18 protein-coding genes and 1 pseudogene are annotated in these 24,159 nt (G+C 44.2%); 11 read left to right on the forward strand and 8 right to left on the reverse strand.

Annotated features, from left to right (window positions below; genetic code table 11):
- The first annotated feature begins 13 nt into the window (after nt 1-13).
- Entirely contained in the window at nt 14-928 is a 915-nt protein-coding gene (locus tag QL898_RS04345; protein WP_290175929.1) for a histone deacetylase, read from the forward strand.
- Between the two features lie 58 nt (nt 929-986).
- Here the strand turns inward: QL898_RS04345 and QL898_RS04350 are convergent, their stop codons facing one another.
- Both QL898_RS04350 and coaBC read right to left on the reverse strand, forming a co-directional pair.
- The gene (locus tag QL898_RS04350) at nt 987-1,769 is read right to left on the reverse strand and encodes a sulfite exporter TauE/SafE family protein (RefSeq protein WP_290175930.1); all 783 of its coding nucleotides are present in this window, start codon (nt 1,767-1,769) and stop codon (nt 987-989) included.
- Between the two features lie 114 nt (nt 1,770-1,883).
- Nucleotides 1,884-3,251, reverse strand: a pseudogene (gene coaBC / locus QL898_RS04355) (bifunctional phosphopantothenoylcysteine decarboxylase/phosphopantothenate--cysteine ligase CoaBC); the annotation flags it as partial.
- 128 nt (nt 3,252-3,379) lie between these two features.
- Here coaBC and radC point away from each other — a divergent pair.
- From radC to QL898_RS04370, 3 genes are all read left to right on the forward strand, one after another.
- Nucleotides 3,380-4,063: a DNA repair protein RadC gene (gene radC, locus QL898_RS04360; protein ID WP_201570725.1), complete on the forward strand. Its 684-nt coding sequence runs from the start codon at nt 3,380-3,382 to the stop codon at nt 4,061-4,063.
- Between the two features lie 335 nt (nt 4,064-4,398).
- Nucleotides 4,399-7,329 carry an acyl-CoA dehydrogenase gene (locus QL898_RS04365; RefSeq protein ID WP_290175932.1) on the forward strand — a complete coding sequence of 977 codons (2,931 nt, stop codon included), beginning with the start codon at nt 4,399-4,401 and terminating at the stop codon, nt 7,327-7,329.
- A gap of 525 nt (nt 7,330-7,854) precedes the next feature.
- Complete coding sequence (locus QL898_RS04370; protein WP_102091812.1) at nt 7,855-9,231, forward strand: dicarboxylate/amino acid:cation symporter; 1,377 nt, start codon at nt 7,855-7,857, stop codon at nt 9,229-9,231.
- A gap of 118 nt (nt 9,232-9,349) precedes the next feature.
- Here QL898_RS04370 and QL898_RS04375 read toward each other — a convergent pair whose 3' ends face one another.
- Nucleotides 9,350-10,105: a TSUP family transporter gene (locus QL898_RS04375; protein WP_114701602.1), complete on the reverse strand. Its 756-nt coding sequence runs from the start codon at nt 10,103-10,105 to the stop codon at nt 9,350-9,352.
- Between the two features lie 464 nt (nt 10,106-10,569).
- Here QL898_RS04375 and nhaA point away from each other — a divergent pair, with 464 nt between their 5' ends.
- From nhaA to QL898_RS04390, 3 genes are all read left to right on the forward strand, one after another.
- On the forward strand, nt 10,570-11,772 hold the full coding sequence (gene nhaA / locus QL898_RS04380) for a Na+/H+ antiporter NhaA (RefSeq protein ID WP_102091810.1): 1,203 nt from the start codon (nt 10,570-10,572) through the stop codon (nt 11,770-11,772).
- Between the two features lie 200 nt (nt 11,773-11,972).
- A complete protein-coding gene (locus QL898_RS04385) occupies nt 11,973-12,575 on the forward strand; it encodes a DUF2799 domain-containing protein (RefSeq protein ID WP_290175933.1) in 603 nt (200 codons plus the stop codon).
- 77 nt (nt 12,576-12,652) lie between these two features.
- Complete coding sequence (locus QL898_RS04390; protein WP_290175934.1) at nt 12,653-14,041, forward strand: oxygenase MpaB family protein; 1,389 nt, start codon at nt 12,653-12,655, stop codon at nt 14,039-14,041.
- 132 nt (nt 14,042-14,173) lie between these two features.
- Here the strand turns inward: QL898_RS04390 and QL898_RS04395 are convergent, their stop codons facing one another.
- Nucleotides 14,174-14,908, reverse strand: a complete 735-nt coding sequence (locus QL898_RS04395) for a CoA pyrophosphatase (RefSeq protein WP_290175935.1) — start codon at nt 14,906-14,908, stop codon at nt 14,174-14,176.
- A 543-nt stretch (nt 14,909-15,451) separates the two neighbouring features.
- On the opposite strand from QL898_RS04395, the gene QL898_RS04400 reads away from it, so the two are divergent.
- Nucleotides 15,452-16,015, forward strand: coding sequence for an NUDIX hydrolase (locus QL898_RS04400; protein WP_290175936.1), 564 nt, complete (start codon nt 15,452-15,454; stop codon nt 16,013-16,015).
- Nucleotides 16,016-16,097: 82 nt separating this feature from the next.
- Here the strand turns inward: QL898_RS04400 and QL898_RS04405 are convergent, their stop codons facing one another.
- Nucleotides 16,098-19,163, reverse strand: coding sequence for an insulinase family protein (locus QL898_RS04405; RefSeq protein ID WP_290175937.1), 3,066 nt, complete (start codon nt 19,161-19,163; stop codon nt 16,098-16,100).
- Between the two features lie 292 nt (nt 19,164-19,455).
- Here QL898_RS04405 and QL898_RS04410 point away from each other — a divergent pair, with 292 nt between their 5' ends.
- Together QL898_RS04410 and QL898_RS04415 are read left to right on the forward strand one after the other, a co-directional pair.
- The gene (locus QL898_RS04410) at nt 19,456-19,917 is read left to right on the forward strand and encodes a universal stress protein (protein ID WP_290175938.1); all 462 of its coding nucleotides are present in this window, start codon (nt 19,456-19,458) and stop codon (nt 19,915-19,917) included.
- A 99-nt stretch (nt 19,918-20,016) separates the two neighbouring features.
- Nucleotides 20,017-20,478: a universal stress protein gene (locus tag QL898_RS04415; RefSeq protein WP_057761630.1), complete on the forward strand. Its 462-nt coding sequence runs from the start codon at nt 20,017-20,019 to the stop codon at nt 20,476-20,478.
- Between the two features lie 117 nt (nt 20,479-20,595).
- Here the strand turns inward: QL898_RS04415 and QL898_RS04420 are convergent, their stop codons facing one another.
- On the reverse strand, nt 20,596-21,531 hold the full coding sequence (locus tag QL898_RS04420) for a LysR substrate-binding domain-containing protein (RefSeq protein WP_290175939.1): 936 nt from the start codon (nt 21,529-21,531) through the stop codon (nt 20,596-20,598).
- A gap of 220 nt (nt 21,532-21,751) precedes the next feature.
- Here QL898_RS04420 and QL898_RS04425 point away from each other — a divergent pair, with 220 nt between their 5' ends.
- Entirely contained in the window at nt 21,752-22,876 is a 1,125-nt protein-coding gene (locus tag QL898_RS04425; RefSeq protein ID WP_290175940.1) for a YeiH family putative sulfate export transporter, read from the forward strand.
- A gap of 242 nt (nt 22,877-23,118) precedes the next feature.
- On the opposite strand, the gene QL898_RS04430 is transcribed toward QL898_RS04425, so the two are convergent.
- Both QL898_RS04430 and QL898_RS04435 read right to left on the reverse strand, forming a co-directional pair.
- Nucleotides 23,119-23,328: a cold-shock protein gene (locus QL898_RS04430; protein WP_045453470.1), complete on the reverse strand. Its 210-nt coding sequence runs from the start codon at nt 23,326-23,328 to the stop codon at nt 23,119-23,121.
- A gap of 243 nt (nt 23,329-23,571) precedes the next feature.
- Nucleotides 23,572-23,994: a YbaN family protein gene (locus QL898_RS04435; protein WP_102094045.1), complete on the reverse strand. Its 423-nt coding sequence runs from the start codon at nt 23,992-23,994 to the stop codon at nt 23,572-23,574.
- Nucleotides 23,995-24,159 lie beyond the last annotated feature (165 nt).

Raw genomic sequence — 24,159 nt, forward strand, 5'->3', positions numbered from 1 at the left:
AGCTAGAAATCTTATGCTAAAAATTGCCTACTCTGACGTTTTTCGATATTCCGTGCCAGAAAAACACCGCTTCCCCATGCAGAAGTACATTATGATTCCTGAGCGTCTACTGGCAGAAGGAACGATCAGCCAAGATAACTTCTTTGCCCCTGCTCGCTTGAGCGAAGATGAGATTTTGACCACGCATACCGCAGAATACTGGTATCAGCTTAACACCCAAACACTACCGCGCAAGGCTGCTCGTGCGATCGGATTTGAGATGACACCGCAGTTGGTCGAGCGCGGACGTTATATTGCTCATGCAACGTATGAGTGCGCGCTATATGCTCAGCAATATGGCGTGGCTATGAATGTTGCAGGCGGCACCCATCACTCTTTTGCTGGTCATGGAGAAGGGTTTTGCGTATTTAATGATGTTTGTATCGCTAGCAACTTATTGCTAAATCGTGGACAGGCACAAAAGATTTTAATTATCGATTTAGATGTTCATCAAGGCAATGGCAACGCCAGTATCATGGCAGATGAGCCACGCGTTTTTGTCTTTAGCATGCATGGTGCAAAGAACTACCCATTTCGTAAGCAAGTATCAGACTTAGATATTGAGCTAGACAATGATACCGGTGATGCAGAGTATTTACAGATACTAGAAGATACACTGCCACGCTTAATCGCTGAGGTTGCGCCAGATATGATTTTTTATCAGTCTGCTGTCGACGTGCTCGCTACTGATAAGCTCGGCAAACTTGGTTTGACACAAGCAGGATGCAAGGCGCGTGATGAATATGTTCTGCAGCAAGCAAAAGCCGCCAATATCCCTGTCGCTATCGTGATGGGTGGCGGCTATTCAGAAGATATCGAAGACGTGGTGGAAGCGCACTGCAATACGTTTCGATTGGCACAGCAGATATTTTTTGAAGAATTGGTCTAATAAAATATCGCTGAAAGGTGAAGGCGATTTCAGAATTGGAATGGCTTGTATAGTTTAGCTATAACAATGCGGTAATGCCTTGCCAACCCACACGTATTCCAAGCACGATTAAGATTAATAAAATAAGCTGACGAAAACGCGCTTGCGGTAAATATCGACGTAAACGGATTCCAACCAAAAGAGTCACTATAGACAGCACACTCAAAAAAGTAATCAGCTGCCACTCACCACTGCTCAGTGCCATGATAGGCTCACGTAACACGATAATTTGAGCAATTTTTCCTAAAAAATAGCACATGTTACCGACTTTGGCGATGGTGTTTTTATCGTCACTGGCAGACAGTAGATACATCATCAGGATGGTCGACATCGCATTGGTCGAGCCGCCAATCACGCCTGCACCAAAGCCAACGGTAATTAACATAGGCTTGGTGTTTGGTAGACGGATTTGTTTGCCGAGTAAACTACTCACAACGTAGAAAGCAATGACCGCGGCCAACAATAAAAGAATATAAGCGCTATCGACCCATAGCAATAGTTTCGCACCTAAAATGCTACCTAGTAAGCTAGTAAGCGCAAGCAACCAATAGCGTCTGCCGTAGTAGATAAAGTTTTGCCAAATAGTTCGTTCACCGCCTACTAGCCAGGTCATCACATTAACGACTAGCGAAGGAAAAATCACTAACACAATGGCGTGTTGCAATGGGTACATACTAGCAAGCGCAGTGGTCGTCACTAGCGTTGCACCAAGTCCGCTAATACCATGTAGCAGTGAAGCAAGCGCAAAAATGACTGTCAGCACTAGCATCTGAGTGCTATCGTTACCAGCTATATTCATCATATCGGTCACACCATTTGAGGCTCAGCGTCTGTATCTACACACTAGCTATCAGATTTAGCGCCTGTAGCTCTAACTATCTTTACGTTGACCGATTGCTTGACCAATAATGCTAGCCAGTTGCTCAGCAATTTTATATTTACTGGTCTTCTCAAGTGTTACCGCGTCACGCTCATAGCGCTCAGAGAAAAACACCTGCATCGCATTGTCATCACTAGCAAAACCGATATCTGCGCGTGAGACATCATTACAGGCAATCATATCCAAGTCTTTTGCGACCAACTTACCACGGGCATAACGCTCAACATCTTGCGTCTCTGCTGCAAAACCAACGACAAATAGCTCTGGATGCGCAAGAGAAATCGTCGCTAGAATATCAGGGTTTTTAACCAGACTGAGCGTCATGGCATCTTGTGTCTTTTTGATTTTTTGCGGTGCGGCTTCTTCTGTACGATAATCTGCCACGGCTGCGGTCGCGATAAAGATATCTGCTTTTACAAATTGGTTGTCATCATGAGAATGTAGCAAGTCATTATGGTCATGGTCGCTTACATCGTCATCACCGCAACCACAGTCGCCATGATAATGCTCTTCAGAATGGGAATGGTTATGAGAATGACCATGCGTGTGATCATGAAAATGGTCGTGCTCATCTTCAAAGACCAATTGAAGCTCGCTATGCGTGCCATCTACACATTGCTGCGCCGCTATCAGCATATCTTCAGCAGACAGCACATCGATCCGTGTGACATTAAGCGGCGTGGGCAATGCCACTTTACCACCAGCGATTAAGACAACGTCTGCACCAGCAGCCACACAGGCGCGCGCCAATGAAAAGCCCATTTTTCCTGAAGAGTGGTTAGATAAATAACGTACAGGATCAATCGCTTCTACGGTGGGACCTGCGGTAATGACCACTCTTTTGCCTGCCAGCAATTGCGGCGTTGTGTTCATCGCTATGAACAGTAAAACCTCATCTAATAATTGCTCAGGCTCAGGCAATCGCCCTGCTCCGACATCACCGCACGCTTGCTCACCACTAGCTGGCTGGATAATTTGATAATTCATATCGCGCAATGTTTGCACGTTTAGATTGACTGCTGGATGCGCCCACATCTGCTGATTCATGGCAGGAGCAATAATGACGGGCGCAGTAGTGGCAAGACACACTGTGGTCAATAGATCATCAGCCATACCCATGGTCAGACGCGCAAGCGTATTGGCTGAAGCAGGTGCAATCACGATTAAGTCGGCCCACTTAGCCAGCTCAATATGCCCCATGCCTGCCTCTGCTTGCTCATCAAGCAACGAGACATGCACTTCGTTACCAGTCAACGCTTGTAGCGTCAGCGGTGTGATAAATGCTTGTGCGCCTGTCGTCATGATAACGCGCACATCAAAGCCTGCCTTAACTAACAAGCGGGCAAATATAGCAGATTTATAAGCGGCGATACCGCCAGTAATAGCAAGCACAATATTGGACATAAGCGTGGCATCAACAAAAAAGTGAAAAGATAAAATTGCGCTTATAGTAACAATTATGAGATAAATTGGGTAAGATTTTCCGTATCTATCTTAGATAACGAGTATCAACCCATTTTCAAGGAGTGACAATGGCGATCAAAGACTGGCATGAGGATGACAGGCCTCGCGAAAAACTTTTAAAATTTGGTGCAGCTCATTTGTCTGACGCCGAGATACTGGCCATATTTTTGCGCACGGGTACTCAGTCTCAATCAGCGATCGAGTTAGCGCGGCATTTGATCGATCAGTTTGGTAGCTTAGCCGAGCTATTGGCCGCCCCTCAACAGACAGTTCTTGCCTGCCATGGTATAGGTCCTGCAAAGTACGCCCAAATATTAGCCTCACTTGAGATGGGTACGCGCTATCTGGACAGCCAACTCAAAACTGGGCAAGCACTAGGACGTTCACAAGCAGTCAAAGACTATATCAGTACTCAGTTGCGCGGTGAGCACCGTGAAGTATTTGCGGTACTCTGTCTGGATAATGCCCTCAACCTTTTAGACTTTGAGATATTATTCACGGGTGGCATCTCATCATGTTCCGTTTGCATCAAGCACGTACTGCGGCATGCACTAAGCCACGCTGCTAGCCAACTTATCATCGCTCACAATCATCCTCATACCGATGCCAAGCCATCGACCGCAGATAACTTACTGACCTATGAGCTAAAAAAAGCCTGCGACCTATTGGATATCTCGCTTGTCGATCACATCATTGTCGGACGTAACGACACTTTGTCTTATGCCGAAAGCTGCCTTGCCCCTTTTGGCTAGCTTTTAATAGTAGCTGTTTGTGTGTTCCGAATATATATAGAAAACCTGCAAACAATTATGTTTGATACATATCATCGACAGAGCGTAGCATTTTGGCTCTTGATAGTTATCGACAACTGTTTCATATTAGTAGCCATTATTGTCATTTATTTGTCAATTACTTACTAGACCGTTAATACTAGTACTTAAGAGACTTAGAACCGAGCATCTAAAGATTAATAAATCATTCGACATATTTATAAGATAGTAAGTGGCAAGACAAAAAATAATTATAGTTAGCTTATTCACTTACGTACTTTTCGCATTTTTTATTCAGCGCTTTAAAGGAGATAGTCATGGCAATTGGCTTGTTTATTTTGGCAGTCATCATTCAGTTAGCCGTGGTCTTGGCCATCTTTTTGTTGTCCTTATCACGGGTCACCGGTAGCATCGTCGCCCTGATTACGGTTATCGTCACCGCAATTATCAGCCCATGGTCACTCATTTTGGGTATACCAATGGCACTACTGTGCTTGGTCTTACTCATTGCACCGCTTCGCCAATCGTTAATCACTAAGCCTGTATATAAAGCGCTGGGCGGTGCGATGCCGAGTATGAGTGATACAGAGCGTGAAGCGCTTGATGCGGGTACTAGTTGGTGGGAAAAAGAGCTGTTTATGGGTGCGCCAAACTGGGATACCTTTGCCAATTATCCTTATCCGCAGCTTTCAGAAGAAGAGCAAAGTTTCATTGATAATGAAGTAGAAACCTTATGTGCCATGCTTGATGAATGGCAAATCCAGCATAAAGATAAAAATCTATCACCTAAGGCATGGCAATTTATTAAAAGTAATGGTTTCTTAGGTTTAATCATTCCAAAAGAATTTGGCGGCTTAGAATTTAGCTCTTATGCGCAAAGTCGTGTAATGAGCAAGATTGCTTCGCGCTCGCCAACTGCCGCTGTGACCTGTATGGTTCCCAACTCGCTCGGCCCTGGTGAGCTATTGATGCATTATGGTACAGACGAGCAAAAGCAGCGCTGGTTACCAGGTCTTGCAAAAGGTGATGAAGTGCCTTGCTTTGGTTTGACTGGGCCCGAAGCTGGCTCTGATGCAGGCGCGATTCCTGACACAGGTGTAGTCTGCTACGGTATGCACGAAGGCGAACAAGTGCTTGGCTTACGCATGAACTTCTCTAAGCGCTGGATTACCCTAGCACCTGTCGCTACTGTGGTTGGCTTAGCATTCAAAATGCACGATCCTGAAGGTCTGCTTGGTAATCCTGAAAAAACCGATTACGGCATTACCTGTGCCCTCGTTCCAGCTAATCACGAAGGTGTGGTAACAGGACCACGTCATAATCCAATCGGTTCACCATTTATGAATGGTACGGTCGATGGCAAAGACGTCTTTATTCCATTAGATTACATCATCGGCGGTGTTGAGAACGCTGGTCGTGGCTGGCGTATGCTGATGGAATGCTTGGGCGTTGGCCGAGGTATTTCTCTACCAGCTCTATCGACATCAGCCAGTGAAATGACTTACCTATCTGTCGGTGCATTCGCCAAAGTTCGCGAACAGTTCAAGATATCAGTAGGTAAATTTGAAGGTGTACAGGACGCTACTAGCCGTATGGCAAGTAACACTTATATGTTAGAAGCATTCCGTCATTTGGTTACTTGCGGATTAAACCAAGGTGGTACGCCCTCAGTCATGACTGCCATGGCCAAATACTATGCGACTGAAACCATGCGTAGCGTCGTTAACGACGGTATGGATGTGGTCGGTGGTCGTGCTGTACAGATGGGGCCGCGCAACTTTTTGGCGACACCTTATCAAGCGATTCCTGTCTCTATCACTGTCGAAGGCGCCAACATTTTGACCCGCTCACTCATGATCTTTGGTCAAGGTGCGATGCGTTGTCATCCTTATTTATTCGACGAGCTTCAGTTACTACAGAGCGAAGACAAAGCTGCTGCTACTGAAAAATTCGATACCCTTTTCTTCAAACATTTGGGCTACACGTTTAACCGTGGTGCAAAAGCCTTTGTCGCAGGTTACATCGGTGGTAGCGATAAGGCCCCGAGTTTCGCAGACGCCTTTACCCGTCCCTATTACAAACATATTAATCGTTTAAGTGCGAGCTTTGCCCTAACTGCTGATATGGCATTAGGACTACTAGCAGGAGATTTAAAGCGTAAAGAGATGCTCTCTGGTCGTTTAGCAGATATCCATAGTCATCTATTTATTGCGACTGCTATTTTGCAATTCTATGAGCATGGTAGTAAATCAGAGTCTGAACGGTTGCATGCTGAAGTTGCGCTACAAAACAGCTTGTACACGATTCAAGAAGCCTTTGTGTCATTCTTTGCCAACTTCCCGAATCGTATGGCAGCCAATGTGGTCAGCTTTGTGACCTTCCCAAGTGGACGTATCTTTACCCCAGCAAGCGATGAGCTAAAACGCCAGTTGGGCGATACTTTCATGGATGATTTTGCAGCCAACCCGTTCCGCGATTATCTAAAAACCATGGTTTATTACAACACCGATGCAGACGATGTGACTGGTCGTATGGAACATGCTTATCAGACGTTGGTCGAAATCGAACCATTGTGGCAGAAGTTCAAAAAGGCAGAGCATCAAGACAGCTTTGAAGGTCTAACCTTTGAAGACCATGTGGTACACGCCAGTCAAAATGGTGGCATTACCGAAGAAGAGGCAGAAGTTCTGATTCAATATAACGCCATGCGTTTTGATTCATTATTGACTGATACGTTTGACGAGCATCTATCGGAAGCGCTAGAACGTGACAATCCTCATGCGCTTGAAAATGCAGTTCACCAACTGACTGATTACGCACAGCTAAAAAGACAAGCTCAGAGTAAAAACGGTATCGCTGTGGATACCGATGCAGCTGCCGTCGATGAGCTAGCCACTAACGGACCAGCTATTAGCGATCTAGACAGTACTGCAAATACAGACGACCATACTGGCGATGCTAATCCTAATCATGGTTATGAAAGTGATGGCGATGTAGAGTTGGTCAGTGAGCAAGATACTGTCAAAGAAGTAAATTCGCAGACAGATTTTGAAGAATCAGAGCCTGAAGTAGAGGCACTCGATCATCGCCATCGTGACGCTGAATCACATCTTAACGAGCGTATGGGCAATAATCACAATCGTCATATTGCACCACCTGATGAGATAAATACGGAAGCAAGTGATAATAATATCAAACCTTTAGAACGTCAATCACCTTTATCACGCGAAGAAGACGATAAGGTTTAATGGTCTATTCTATTTTTAATATCGCTATTAGAAACTGAGCATTATTAGATTTTATAGTAAAACTTTCACTTTTTATTAGCCAGACTACCTATAAACGATAGTCTGGCTTTTTTAGGTCTATTGAAAATTTTAAGCTTAATTAATCATATGAGTCTTACTTCTTTCTTTCCATTTTAATGATTCAAAATCAATGGTTCAATATCAATAGTTTGACATATTTGCTTACCCTGAAAACTCTTTCATGAATATTTTGTTTCATATGGGAAACAAACCGTTTAGAATAAATATTGACTATATTATGGGCACATAGTTGTAACGAGGAATGTACATTTAGAATAAAATCAGAAAAAAAATCTTGCAGTGCCCTTAGCTATTCTTTTATATTGTCCACGAAAATGTGACATCGAGCGACAATCACGGGAACTTAATAGTCATAACAAGCTTTGTAGTAAGGCTGATAAGTACAATTATGTTGGCTAATGAACACTTACTATAAAGCTGTTATGCACACAAAGGATATGAATTATGTGGAAGAATTTGGGACTGACGGGCAAGATCATTGTTGCCATGGTGCTCGGTATTGGACTGGGCCTATTTCTAAACTACTCAGGATTGAACGGCGAAGGTAGCTTTGTTAATACTTACATCACCAATGGCTTCCTTGCCATTGTTGGTAAACTATTTGTCAACTCGCTAAAAATGTTGGTCGTACCTTTGGTGCTTATCTCACTGATTTGCGGTGTATGCGGTATCGGTGATATTCGCCTACTTGGACGTATTGGTACCAAAACGTTCATTATTTATATGATAACCACTGCACTCGCTATTGCGACTGCGATTGGTCTTGGCTCGCTATTCGGTATCGGTAAAGGCATGAATATCGGAACGGAAGCCGAGTTTGAAGCTGCGTCAGCGCCGCCTCTACTTGATGTATTCTCTAACATTATCCCATCGAACCCCATCAGCGCGATGGCAAATGGCGATATGTTATCGATCATCTTCTTTGCTATTTTGATCGGCGTCAGTATCTTGATGGTCGGTAAACCTGCCAAAGGCTTAGTGCAGAGCCTAGAGCTAATCAATGAAGTCATCTTAAAGATGGTCACGATCATTATGAACCTTGCACCATATGGTGTATTTGCGCTATTAACCAAAGCAATGGCAGAGCTAGGTTTAGACTTGATTTGGTCACTACTTGGTTATGTTGCGGTATTGGTCGGTTCATTGGCCTTCCACTTCTTTATCACCATGATGATTGTACTAAAAGTGTCTTCAGGCTTGTCTATCAAGACGTTCTTGGCAAAAATGCGTGAAGTACAGATCTTTGCTTTTAGTACCTCAAGCTCGAACGCGACGATTCCTATTACCTTGCGTACGGTTACCAAACGTATGGGTGTAAACAACTCAGTTGCGTCGTTCACTGTTCCTTTTGGTGCTACCATCAATATGGATGGTACGGCTATCATGCAGGGTACTGCGACCATCTTTATTGCCAACATTTACGGCATTGATTTGGGCGTGACCGAATACTTAACCGTCATCTTGATGTCAGTACTGGCATCTGTTGGTACGGCTGGTGTACCTGGTGTTGGTCTAATCATGCTGTCTATGGTATTCGCTCAAGTGGGTCTACCAATCGAAGGTATCGGTCTAATCTTGGGTGTGGATCGTATTCTTGATATGCTACGTACTGCTGTAAACGTCGGTGGTGATGCTGCTGTTACTACTATCGTGGCAAAATCAGAAGGCAAAATGGATCTGGCTATTTACAACGATCCTAACGCTGGTGCAAAAGATGTATTTGATGGTCATATCGATGAAGACAACGAGCGTGAGTTCTCTGAAGTCTTTAGTGATGGCATCATGGGTAGTGAATACGATGATGTTGATCGTCGCCGCTAACCCACGCCTGCGAGAGAGAAGTGCATAAAATAAAAAACCTCAGTCAAGTTGGCTGAGGTTTTTTTATGATCAATAACCAGTAACTAATCATGGTTGATACGGTTCTATCAACAATTAATTAGCCAAACACGTACTTGGTCAACATCGCCAGACATACCAATACAATTACTGGACGAATCAATTTGCTACCGCCTTTAACCACCATATGCGAGCCAAAGTAGGCACCGATGGTTTGTCCAACCATCATCGCTAGCCCCACTTTCCACAGTACGTTACCACCCAAAATGAAGAAGATTAACGAGCCAATATTGGTCGATAAATTCAACACTTTAGCCGCGCCTGTTGCTTCGATAATTTGACGACCACGTAACGCCACATTGCCAAGCGCAAAAAACATACCCGTACCTGGACCGATATAACCATCATAAAAACCAATCAACGGTGCCACGACTTTTTGCCATTTGCTCTCTGAGATACGCGGTGCAGCCTCTACTTCACCCAATCTAGGGGCAAATAACGTATAAATACCGATAGCAGCGATCAAAAATGGAATTATCTTTTCGAGCAAGTCAGGTGGTGACATTTGTACAGCGATGGTGCCGATAACGGAACCAATAAAAGCGGCGATGATAGCTACTTTGATTCGTTGCGGTTTGACGACCCCTTTTCTAATCATAGTAATAGACGCAGCTAATGCGCCTGATGCCGCTTGCAGTTTATTGGTACCAAGCGTTAATACTGGTGGGATATTAGCCAGTAGCATGGCAGGGATAGTCAACAATCCACCACCGCCAGCGATAGCATCAATAAATCCTGCCAATGCGGCCACCGCAGTAAGCATTAAAATAATCTCTAACGAGAAAGTTAAGTCCATGACACTGACCTGCAAAATATGATAAAAAGAGAAAATGCGTTCTGAGATAAGGCTAAAATATCGTTATCGATAAGCTGATAGCTTACCAGTGCTAGCAAAAGAAATAATGACACGTTGCACAGCGCTGCTCATTATAAAGATAAAACCGTAAAAAAAGCCAAAAACGTAACAAAGTCTGCTAAATTTGTCTAATAACGTTCCGAATATGCTCAACCGAATAGCGACTTATTAAAAAGATGTAACGACTTACAACTATTGTGCTCGTCAAATCCTCTTTATAATATTGCTATTGTGAATATAAAAAAGTAGACCGTTGGCACTGGCTCAACGTATTTTGTTGTCTATATTGATAAGAGTATGAGAAACTGTTTCTGTCTATTTGCTACCTCCACATTATAGGTAGCGCAGACATTGATGGATATTTGAGGTTATTTAGTAAATTGTATTTAGCGAATGAGGATGATATGGCAATACGAAGGATTAAGGCATTTTTTGAATTTGAGGCAGCAGGCGGTATCGTCTTAGCATTGGCTGCCATTGCTGCAATGATCATTGCCAACTCCCCTCTTAATGTTTGGTATGAAGGTTTTATTCATGCACCAGTCGCCATTCAGATTGGTGAGTTTGCGATTGCCAAAGACGCTCATCACTGGATCAATGATGGTCTGATGGCGGTTTTCTTTTTCTTGGTTGGATTAGAGCTTAAGCGTGAAGTACTCATCGGTGAGCTGTCCAACGTCAAGCAGATAATACTGCCAGCAGGGGCTGCATTGGGCGGCATGATTATGCCAGCGATTGTCTATCTGCTCTTTAACTACAATGAGCCTGAGTTTTGGAAAGGTTGGGCCATTCCTGCGGCTACAGATATTGCGTTTGCACTCGGTATTTTAAGTCTTTTAGGTAACCGTGTACCTAACTCTTTAAAGGTATTTTTGGTCTCTATTGCTATCTTTGATGACATTGGTGCGATTCTGATTATCGCTTTGTTTTATACCAGTGAGTTGTCGTTAGAGTCATTGGCAGTAGCTGGTTTATGTTTGCCGTTTTTATATGTTCTTAATCGCCGTAACGTCACCAATATCACGCCATATCTACTCATTGGTCTGATCATGTGGATTGCCGTACTCAAGTCCGGTATCCATGCAACATTGGCAGGTGTGGTACTAGCACTGTTTATCCCGATGTTCGACCGTACTGATCCTGAGCACTCTCCGCTTGAAGAGCTAGAGCACGATCTACACAATACCGTCGCCTTTGGTATTTTGCCAATCTTTGCTTTTGCCAACTCAGGTATCTCGCTCGAAGGCGCAGGTTTTGCTGAGTTATTCCACTCAGTGCCGCTAGGTATCGCCGCTGGTTTGTTTATTGGTAAGCAGCTAGGCGTCATGTTCATGTGCTGGTTAATCTTCAAACTTGGTATCTCAACCATGCCAAAAGGTATGGACTATAAGCAAATCTACGGCGCAGCTCTATTATGCGGTGTTGGTTTTACCATGAGTTTGTTCATTGGTGGCTTGGCGTTCGCTGGCGACACCACTATGTTTGATGAGCGCTTGGGTATTATTATGGGTTCAATCGTCTCTGGTATCGCAGGTTACATCATGCTAAAAATGAGCTTAAAAGACAATGCTAGCGGTACATCGGTCGATTTGACTCGCCCGCATTAATGAAACGTAGAGTAGCTTATAGTGGTACTGATTAATATTGATGCCATTTATAAGCTGCTCTATTTTATTTATATATGCGTTATCGTGATGTTTAGAAATAATTTAGCAATCAATGACAAGACTATATAACGTGATTGATTGCTAGCATCATTTATTTGTGTTCATAGTTATTATCGTTATCACAGCTACCGGAGCTAATCATGTACCGACCTATACACCGCGTTGTACGTCAACTGGCATTAGGGTTATCTGTGTTCGGTAGTATCTATCTGCTAGCAGGCTGTGCAACACTCTCCAAGCAAGAATGTCTCGTCGGTGACTGGCAAGCTATCGGCTATAACGATGGCGTGGCAGGTTACCATTCAGATCGATTAGCCTCCCATACAAAAGCCTGTGCCAAAGCTAGCGTCGCGCCTGACTACCAAGCATGGGAGCGCGGTCGTAAAATTGGTCTACAACAATACTGCACCATCAATAATGCCTATAACATTGGCAGACGTGGTCGTCAATTGAACAACGTTTGCCCAATCACTATGGCCAACACATTGCAAGCAGCTAATCAAAAAGGGCTAGATTATTACGCCTTAGACAGTCAGTTAGACAAAGACAATCGCCTCTTAGATACTTATCAATCAGAATTCGATAAGCTGGAAAATGGTGACATGCTAGACTTTTCTAATGAAAAAGAAGCCCGTGCACGGCTGCTATCTCTATCTGATGAGATTCGTGATACCAAACGCCGTATCCGAACAACACAGCAGCAATTAGATTCGTTGAACCAATCCAATAATTTTTACGAATGACTGAGATGCGAAGCTAACGCAATGCAAGTTTTACGTTCTAAGGCATGTCCTCACTCTGAAAATGGTACTTGATAACTATGGATAAGAAAATCATCAATACGGCAAGTACTCCAACTGACAAACCTGACTTTCCATCATCGAATGCTCAATCATCGAACGCTTATCAGCGTCATGGGCGTACCACTGCTATCGATGACCATAGCGATTTGCAGGTTTTAACACGCATTAAACGTTATCTATTGCCAAAAGACTTTACGATCTCGCCTGCTCTACTTGATGAGATAGTAGCAGGTTATGATATTGGTGATCCACTCGCAGATGCGTTAGCCGCTCAGAACATAAAATTTGCAAAGCCTTTACAGCATACTATTCTTGGCGATAGCCCAAAAAATAATCCTGCAAACAATTATCTTGTAAGCAAGGACCTTGTAAACAATCCATCATTTAGCGCGCTCACTGAGCAATTTAGCAGCCATCCTAACTGGTTCGACCCAAAGCTTGCTCAGATAGGTGCAGTTGCCTATCGGCGCTATCCATTGATGCTCATTTGGCTACTGCGTAATGTTGCTCTGATGGCTGGCTATAGCATCCCTGCCCTCTCGCTACCGCTCATTCAGACAGGTGCACTGATGCACGATGCGCTACCGCGACTGATGCGTACTTATGCTTATATCCTAGCTGTGTCTGAACACCCTTCATCTAATATGAGTGCAGTTAATCAAAATAAACCTGTCGAGCAAGTGTTAGCCATTGGCTCTGAGGGCTGGCGACAATCGATCCAAGTACGTCAGATACATACTTTGGTACGGCAAAACTTACTCAAAGGGAAAGGCAATGCGGCTACAGGCGTGATACCAAATGCCGAGCAACATCATAACCCTGACGGCAGTTGGAATACTGACTATTGGGGCATCCCTATCAATCAAACCGATATGATTGCCACCCACTTACAGTTCTCGTTACTGATTATGCGCGGTCTACGATTGTTGGGCGCACGTATTAGCACAGAAGAAGCCGAAGGTATCTTGCATCTCTGGAATCTTGCCAGTTATTGGATGGGGGTTGATCTAGATCGTTTACCAAAAGATGAGGCCGCGTGTTGGGAATGGCTCTATACCTATCTATCGATACAGCAGCTAGATTTTAAGATGGGTCAGCCACTGGCAAAAGCATTGCATGATTTACCGCGTCAGCTGATGGGTGAAGATAATCGCCGTGGACGTTTTGTTGAAATGGTCAACGCGAGTGTCACTCGGACTTTGGTCGGTGATGATATAGGCGATGGTCTGGACTTACCAAAGTCAAAGATACGCTTTGGCGTGTTGTCTTCGGTACCGATTCTTTTTGCGCTCGATACTGCAAGGCAGCATAATGCGTCCGTTGCTCATAAGCTAGAAGCATTCCGTGCCAAGCGCCAAGACAATATGAACTGGTGGCTTAAGAAAAATGATGATTATTATAAATAGATGACCATAGTCATTCCACTATAAAAGCATTACTGCGTTAACCTCGTTTGAAGTATCACATATACATCTACACTCGGTTGCCTTGTACTACTTTTGAATTGCATCGACTATATTATAAGTAGATGACATTTATCAGCGTTTTTTTTCTACGCGGTAATACCATTCGAGCTGTCGATCAAACCCTGTTTCTAATAGGTTGGCAATTACCCGTCCTGTTAGTCCCCACACTGTCTCACCATCGACCTGCCAGCTCGGCGTCAGTATGGTAGCCATTTGCTCTTGCATCTTATACTCAATTTCATACTCTACCGTTGGTTGAGTGACTAACGATTCTAAGTCTGCCCAAAAGATACGTGATATTTCTCCCGCTTCAGGAACTAGCACTAGACCTGGGGCGATGAGTGCCACGATTGGACGTACGCTCATACCACTTTTTGAAGTTTGGATCGGTAGCTGACCAAGCAATTGGACTTTATTGGGTGGTAGCGCTGTTTCTTCACAGGCTTCACGCAATGCAGTAACGACATTATTACCATCGCCTCGATCATGTTTACCACCCACACAAGACACTTCACCCGCATGACTGTTCATATGGGCGGCGCGGCGTGTTAGTAGTAGTTTAGGCCTGCGCTCATGAGTAATAGCGACCAGTATTGAGGCATCAGCAATCGGTGTCTGATATAGGCTGTCCAAAATACGCGTACTTTGTGAGGTGTTGCCACTCTCGTACATCGCTGGACTCGTCAGCGCGTTCAATGTCTCGTGCTGCACTCGCTCGGCCAGTTTTCTGAGTGTAGGATGACGAATAAAACTTGGGACAGCAACTGACAGGTTATCGAAGCTCACAGCCTCCGGTGGGAATAACATTATAATTGCCCTATATTTTTATCGTTATTAAGCGGTATCAACAGCATCTTTCTTATTTTCTATTATTAAAATCGCGACTAATAAATAAAACCAACAATCTTTTTATTTGTCTCGGTCACTCGTTTTGTTAGCGGCTTTGATATCAATAATTACTGAACACTCACTAGACTAGCGCAATATAATAGTGGCTGCATGCTATTTATGTGACTGATTCATTGCTTATCAATGCTCAATAACGGCCCTATTAACTAATAATAGTCAGCCTATCTGTGAAATGATGCGTTACTGTTATCGTGATTCTGTCCGTCGATAATATGTGCTATCTTAAGACGATAGCTGCTCTTTAGAATAATATCTTATATAAGTCAGGTACGTTTAAGTTAGGTTTATCGTCAGGTTCACTCAGTTTACTGCTTGTGGTACTTGTCTCACCGTCCTTGTATCTAACTTATCTCGAAACGATGACAGCAGCACTTCAGAATATAGGTCTTATAACCTATAAAAAACATCATACACAATAACTTTTATAACAAGGTAGTTGATATGAGCTATTGTCTCCAATGCGGTCATAAAGCAGAACGAAAAATCCCACCTACGGATAATATGCCGCGCTTGGTATGCCCCAATTGCCACTATATCCACTACGAAAACCCAAAGGTTATCTGTGGCTCGCTAGTCGTACACGAAGACAGAGTGCTACTGTGCCGCCGCGCGATTGAGCCCCAGTACGGCCTATGGACGATACCTGCAGGTTTTATGGAAAACGGCGAAACCATGGCTGAAGGGGCGGCACGCGAGAGCTACGAAGAAGCTGATGCCATCGTACTGAATCCGCATCTATACTGCATTTATGACCTACCAGATATTGGACAGATCTACTCTATCTATCTAGCCGATCTAAAAGATGGTGCATACGGTATTGGCTCAGAAAGCCTTGATTGTGCGCTGTTTTCTGAAGAAGATATTCCATGGGATACGCTCGCCTTTGAAGCCATTCGCCTTACCTTAAAAAACTATTTTGCTGATCGTAAGCAGTATAACGAGTTATCAGAATTTCCGATCCATCAAGACAAAATCGGCAAAGATTTGAGTATCAAACGGTACTAAGCAAATACTACATACAAAAAAGCCAAGCATGATGCTTGGCTTTTTTGTGCTCAACTTTTAATAAAGAACAAACCTAATTGTCTTAGCTCTTAATTCTACAAACCTCAAAGCCTAGGCCTTTTACTGCCTCTTCTTTGTCATAAGGCGCTAGCACCGCGCGTACATGCTTTTGCCCTTGCAGATATTGCTTGGCAACGCGCTGTAAATCAGCAACTGTCACGGCCAATATTGACGCACGCATTTTACGCTGCCAGTCGACACCGCGATGATGTAGATTTGCAAAACACGCTTTGATTGCTTCGCCTGCAGGAGAGCCCGGCTTATCCATACCTGAAATAATACCTAAGATAGCTTCTTCCAATTGCTCATCGGTCTGTGGCTCGTTTAATAACCACTCGATACTAGCGTCAAAGTGAGCAAAGGTCTCAGCGCACTGTGGATCACGATAGCTAAAGAACTTAAAGGCACAAGCGTTGGCATCGTAACCTGCGCCGCCGCCATAGGCACCGCCGCGCTCACGAATCGCACTGTGCAAATATCCATTACGTAAGTAAGGCGCCAATACCATTAATGCAGCGGTATCAGGATGGTCAGCAGCAGGTACGGTATACGCACTGGCGTTATGATAGACATTGGTTGGTACTAGCCATGCTAGATCTGCAACATCAAGCGCCACACCATTTTCTAATGTTTTGACTGTATCAGTCGCACCATTCAATGCAGTATCTAATTGCAGATTGGCAAACTCGCTTGGGATATTAGTCTCAATATTGGTCAAATTCTCAGCAATATTTGGCGCTTGGCTGTCTTTCCAGCTATTAACGATTAAGCTACTTAAACGTTCGGTTTGCTCTGCTTCACAGATAATAACGGCATGCTTAGGCAAACTGATCAGACGTTGATGTAAATCCATCAAGCTCGTAGCCAATTGGTCCCACTGGGCGTCGTCAGTGCTGGCATGTGCCAAGAAATCTTTAAGTGCGTTCAATGCTGGTAGACCACTGCGCACATATTCCAACTGCGCTTGGCGACTCATACCGCGACTGGCCGTTTGCATCGCATAAGAGTGCCCTGAGCCTGCTAGGTTTGACTGCCAACCTGCTTGACGCTGCTGCAAGATTTCTTTGATACGGTCATGCTCAGAGAAGATACTGTGCTCCATGACTTCTTTGAGCAAATCAATCGCTTCAGGCTTACGATTTAGCGCACGCGTTGCCACCACAAAATAGCTGCTAATCGCTTGGCTATCATCAACATTGGTACGCTGGCTAATACGAGCGGTCACACCAGAAGAATGTGCTGCTTGCTTGGCTTGCATCTCATGAGCGCTAAGCGAGTCAGTACCTAGCTCAGACAGTAGGCTTAAATAAATAGGCAACAATGGATGATTGATCACATCATTGACTGGTAGCTCATCTGCGCTCGCATTACCGATTGCCTCAGTGAGCGGAACAATCACTTGATAATAATAAATACCATTGGTGCCAGCTTCATACTCAAATAGCGTGCTGTCTTGCCCGCTCAAACGCACCTGCTTTTGGGTGCCTTCTTTAAAGCTGATATCCGTTGGTACGTCTTCTAGACCTACCTTCGGCAATAAGCTCAAATCATCTGGCGCAGCTTGACGTGCAGCCAAATCTAAGGCTTGTTGCTTTAAAATAGCCTTGTCATCAGCAGTCAAATCCATCGCGATAGTATCCAAACGAGTCTGCTCAGCTGCTGCCAAACGGGCTGTTTTTTCGCTATCAGGGGTCATCGTTACGCGTACGCGATGCTGATTATCCAATAAATGCGTTTTAATCAAGTTCGGTAGCCACTGTGGATCGACGACTTGCTCGCGTAGCCATTGTAGGTGCTCATCCACTTCCCAAACGTCGATAGGGTTGCCATCATGAATGGCGGTACTAAAGCCCTCTAGCATAAGGTTTAGACCATAAGGAATGCTGTCGCCACCGATATGACGCTGATCAATCTCAATCTGATGCAGAATGGTTTCGATTGTCTCGTCGTCGACTGGTGAATTGGCTACTTCGGTCAGCAAGTCAATAATACCCTGCTCGACCGCTTCGGCATGTTCAGGGTTGGAGCCGCGCAGACCCGTATAAAAGACCATTTCATAATGACTATCATCAAGACCCAATAGCGGACTTGGCGCTTTACCCAGTGGATGACTATCAAGATAAGCACGCAATGGCGAACCTGCATGCTCAATCAATACGCCTTCTAACAGACGTAATGCTAAGCGCTGCTTAGGATCGGTAATCGATGGCAATAACCAAGCAACCACATGATGCGTTTGATCTGGGCCGGCTTCGTCAGCAGTATAAGTATCAACCGCACTGATTGGTGCAGACAAACGTTGCTCTGGACGCGATACATGCTTCTTGCCTGCTTCAAATTGAATCAAAGCATCTTCGTGTATCTTCGCTTGCGTTTCAGCAACAGGGATATTACCGAAGCTCATAATGACACTGTTTGACGGATGATAATGACTCTGATGAAACTCGGTCAACTCAGTGTGCGTCAAGTCAGGAATATCGGCAGGATCGCCGCCTGAATTATAATGATAGGTTGTCGTTGGGAACAGATGATGAGCTACCGTATGATATAGCTGATCAATCTCGCCACTCATCGCGCCTTTCATCTCATTAAAAACGATACCTTTAAACTGCGGCTTATCATTTTCATCAAGCTCGACGCGGATGCCTTCTTGGGCAAAATCGAGCGGATGGATATTCGGGAAAAACGACGCGTCTAGATAGACAGCGAGCAAGTTAAAATAGTCGTTTTTATTTTGCGTCGCATACGGATAGGCCGTCCAATCAGCGGCGGTCATCGCATTCATAAAGGTATTGAGCGAACGTTTAATCATTGAAAAGAACGGATCACGTACTGGGAACTTGTTCGAGCCACATAATGCCACGTGCTCTAAGATATGCGCCTCGCCTTTTGAATCCATCGGCTGGGTGCGAAAGCCGACCAAAAACGCATTTTCATCACTTGGGTGTGCCAGATGATAATGCATCGCTCCTGTTTTTACATGCTGACTGATCAGCACATCCATCGATAGCGCCTCAATATGGCGATGCTCAATCAGCTCAAATGCTGGATGCAAGGTTAAATCAGCAGTAAATGGCGTGTCCGTCATAGTTATCCTTATCGCTTATCATGCGTATAGTGCCCTGACTGTCAGGGAAAATAGAGTAATAAATTGGCTAAAAAATCGTTGGCTTAGCGCTATTAGTGGGGCTGCAACATGGATAAGTCAAGGCAGCAGTCATGCAATAATCCATTACATAATCTACGTGGCTATCAACTTTAACGAGTAATGCCTTAAAGTTACAAATTTATAAATATCCACAATTTTATTATGGATTTATCGCTTAACAAAGGTGATTTGCACTGCTACTATAAAGTTAATGACTAACTAGGAGTATCTTATGAGCTACCAACACGTTTTACTGGTTACTGACTTGCTGTCTGATGCGGACAAAGTGGCGCTAAAAGCCAAACGTATTCTCGCAGGCTCTCCTGAAGCCAGACTGTCCGTATTGCATATAGTCAAGGATGACATGGTGCGCTTCGGTTATGAGCTTGTGCCTGCCTCTAGCCTCTCGGGTGATGTCGATAGTGAAAAGTGGCAAGAAGCACGGGCGAAATTAGCGCAATTTTTGGCACGTAACGAGCTGGAAGCAATCAACTCTGAGGTCACCGCTGCCATCTCTAATAGTAAAGGTATCATTAATTACTGCCGTGAAAAAGACGTCGACTTACTTATCATTGGACGCCATGAGCGCCATGGTATTGCGGCTTGGTTGGTAGGAGCCACTGCCGATAGTATCTTGCCAAATACCCCTTGCGATAGCTTAGTGGTGAAGCTTGATCAGCCTGTCTTGGAATAATTGGCATTGCTCCAATCCGCTGCTAAAGACGACAAGCTTTACTTAACAGCGCCCTAGAGTAGTGCTATAGTAAATACTATCTGATATGAGGAAGACGCTATGAGTTACGAACATATTTTACTGGTCACCGACTTACTCTCTGATGCAGATATAGTCGCACAAAAGGCCAAGCGCATCGTCGAAAACCGTCCAGGCTCTAAGCTATCTGTTTTGCATATTGTCAAAGACACCATGGTTGGCTTCGGCTATGAGCTGGTGCCTGCCTCTAGCCTATACGATGAGATTGATGATGAACGCTGCCAAGAAGCGCGTGCAAAGCTGGCACAATTCCTTGAACGCAATCAGCTAAATGCAGCAACGTCGGAAGTCACCACTGCCATTTCTAGCAGTGAAGGTATCGTCAGCTACTGCCATAAACACGATGTCGATCTATTGGTCATCGGTCGTCATAAGCGTACGGGTATAGCTGCATGGATCAGTGGGGCAACTGCGGATAATATCTTGCCCAATGTACCTTGCGATAGCTTTGTAGTGAGACTGGACAAGCCTGTTTCAGCATAACAATATGCTTTGATTGTCTTATATTATCTAAAGAATCTCTCAAAAAAAGCGCAGCGTAACTTTTGACGCTGCGCTTTTTTATGGCTGATAGATTTTAGGTTCATCCAGACTCATCGCTTAACCCTGTTGGATAATATCTATAAAGGTTTGCCAAATCGGACTTTGGTGACGGGCTTTATGCCAGACTAGCCACCATGTACGCGATAGATCAATTCCCGCTACATTTACCTGTACTAGCTCCCCTGTCGCCAATTCCGTCTCAATTACATGCTGTGATAGACAACCAAGACCAATATCTGCACTCACCATGTGCTTGATGGCCTCAGACTGATGTATCGCCTTTACCACTTCTGCATTAGGTAGATACTTAAGCAATTGCTCATCGATAATTTGCCGTGTGCCTGACCCTGCCTCACGCACCAGTAGCGGCAACTGCGCTAGATGATTAATACTCAGCTGATAGCAGTCCTCATCTTGGCTATAGGTAGCCACATTCTTTAGCCACTTGCTATCACGCTTGGCAAATATCACTAGCGTATCAGTACGCCATTTGTGCTGCTCAATAACTTTCATATCTACCGGACGCGGCATTCCTTCTACCAGCGCGATATCGATATTTAGTTGCTCAACCTCGCTCACCACCTCTTGCGTATTAGCAATATACATATCGACATTGGCATCGGGCAGCGCCTCATACAGCTTACCAAGCAAAGATGGCAGCACGTAATTACCAATAGTGGTACTAGCACCGATATGAATCTGCCCTGCTTGATACTGATGATAATGCTCAAGCGTCAGCGACTGCCCCAAGATAGCCTGTGCTTGTATATAAATAGGATGAGCATTAGGGTGTTGATTAAGCCTGCGACCGACACGCTCAAATAGCGGCATCTGTAGTCTAGACTCTAACTCTGTCAGCGCGCTGCTGACTGCTGATTGTGATAAGTGTAGCTCCTCACTGGCGCGACTGGTGCTACCTGTCTGATAAATGCTGACAAAAACAGCAAGCTGCTTAAGCGTAATCTTTGGCACTGTCTGCACTGATTTTTTCATGATATTGATATTGCCTTATGCCAGTTTTTGCGCTGTTTTATTCGTGACGTTTGTCTTTTTTGATGCTTATGCGCGGTATATCGACTTCTATCATAAACTTTAACCTAAAAAATCGATAATTTATATCTTATTAATCTGTTTTTATTGTAAATGTAGCGGGCATATACTGTCTATTCATAAGCTTATGCTTATCTTAATATAAGTAATAGGATGCCGCGTCATGCACACATTCGTCCAAGCAGTCAGCAACTCCGTTCATAACTACACCCCTAATCACCGTCACTTGGCGGGATTGGTAGTCGTTCTGATTGGTAGTGTGTTTTGCTTATGGTTGGACAGCAGTTTGGATATCTGGTCAAACGGACGTATCGTCGGCTTGTCGTCTTTGACGCTAGCGATATTGCTAGGCATGATATTAGGCAATACCATCTATCCCAAATTCACTGAACGTTTAAACGGCGGCGTTTGCTTTGCCAAAGGTCAGATATTGCGACTTGCGATTATGTTTTACGGGTTTAAGCTAACCATGACACAAGTTGCCAGCGTGGGTATGCCAGCGATTATGACTGATGCACTGGTACTGACATCAACCTTTTTGCTGACCTATTGGTTAGGTACTAGATGGTTAAAAGTCGATAAAGAAACGGTCATTTTGATTGGCTCAGGGGCAAGTATTTGCGGTGCTGCTGCCGTCATTGCTGCAGAGCCAGTCGTCAACGCGCAAGCTTATAAAGTCACTATCGCCGTGGCAACCGTAGTGGTTTTTGGCACTATCGCGATGCTGCTATATCCTTTTCTCTATCATCTTGGCTGGTTACAGCCTTGGCTGAGCGCCCAACAATATGGCATGTACACTGGCTCAACCGTCCATGAGGTGGCGCAAGTCGTGGTCGCGGGCAATGCAATCAATACTGAGATTGGTGATACCGCGGTCGTGACCAAGATGATACGCGTTATGATGCTCGCGCCTTTCCTGCTTGTGTTATCGTTTGCGCTAACCAAAGATCGTACTGTAGATAATACCGCTATGGAAGACGAGAGTAATAAGGGCGATGTAGCGTCCTTTATGACCCGCGTCAAACAAGTGAAAGTACCATGGTTCGCGTTTATCTTTATCGGTATTGTGTTGATACATACATGGGTGCCAATGTCTGAGAGTATCGTACGCAATATGGTGATGCTAGATGATGTACTACTGACGATGGCTATGTTTGCACTAGGTCTGACCACCCATCTAAGTGCGATCAAGCAAGCTGGCGTTAGACCGCTTATCTTGGGTGCTATTATGTTTGGTTGGTTGATACTGGGCGGTGGTCTGATTAATATCGGTATTAGCTTTATATAATAAGCTAAATGTTCACTCTTAACTGCTGATGTCATTGCACAATATAAAAGGCCTCCAACTATCTATAGTCGGAGGCCTTTTTGCATCTTTCATTTGGTCTAATATGGTTAGTTAAAACCTTTCAAATAAGACTTCTACTCGCTTAAGTACTCATATCTTAAATATTAAATCGCAGACGAAAAAAAACGAACCCGAAGGTTCGCTTTTTTACATCTATTCATCTATCTGTCTATAAAGACAAATTAGATAGCAACGATGTTATGTGCTTGTGGGCCTTTTTGGCCTTGAGTTACAGTGAACTCAACTTCTTGGCCTTCAGCCAAAGTTTTGAAACCTGAACCAGTGATTTCGCTGTAATGAGCAAAAACGTCTGCGCCAGTTTCTGGAGCGATGAAACCAAAGCCTTTAGCTTCGTTGAACCACTTAACTGTACCTTTTTGAACGTCTGACATAGTATAATCCTACTTTTAAATTTATTAATGGTCTAGTGACCGGTAACGCTTGCAAATAGCTACTGAACGATAAATATTAAAACGAAGGATTATAACTAATACTACGAGGTAATGATTTGGTGCAGAACTGCTCTTAAGCTTGGGCGTATTATAAGGGGTACATCCCAGTATCGCAAGTCTTATCTCATGTTTCGTGTAACCAGAGCCGTTTATTGACTGATTTTGGCGCAAATTGCAACGGATTTAGGCATTTGGTAAACGGAACAAATATATCGCTACCCCACTACAGACAGCGGCTACCGCCCATGCCATCCACATCATATCGGCAGGCAAACGATAAAATAACATAATTGTTGATGCTGCCATCATAACCGTCGCTAAACACTTGGCATAAAGCGGAACGGCATGATTCTCCTCCCAATCACGGACGAATTTACCAAAGTATTTATGATTAATCAGCCAAAAATGAAAGCGTCGAGAACTGCGTGCCCAGCAGCCTGCTGCTAGCAAGATAAAGGGCGCGGTGGGCATCACTGGCAACAATATACCGATAATACCTAAGATAAAAAACAGCCAACCAAGCGTCACAAAGGTCCAACGCAGCATTGGGCTGTTGGATTGATCTGTCTTGGGTCGGTAATAGAACGCTTTTTTATTATCGGTCATATAAGTTGTCGATCGTGTAAGTTGTCAGTTATGCCAAATGTCAGTTGTTTAAAGTAGCGCCTATTATATAAGCGGTGGCATAGAAGGCTAATCATGCAATATCGCCCGTCTGCGCACAAGACTATTTATATAAGGTTTTTGCTATTGATAGGTATGTTTGGTTAG

It is taken from the genome of Psychrobacter sp. APC 3279 (assembly GCF_030407795.1).
Taxonomy (GTDB): Bacteria; Pseudomonadota; Gammaproteobacteria; order Pseudomonadales; family Moraxellaceae; genus Psychrobacter.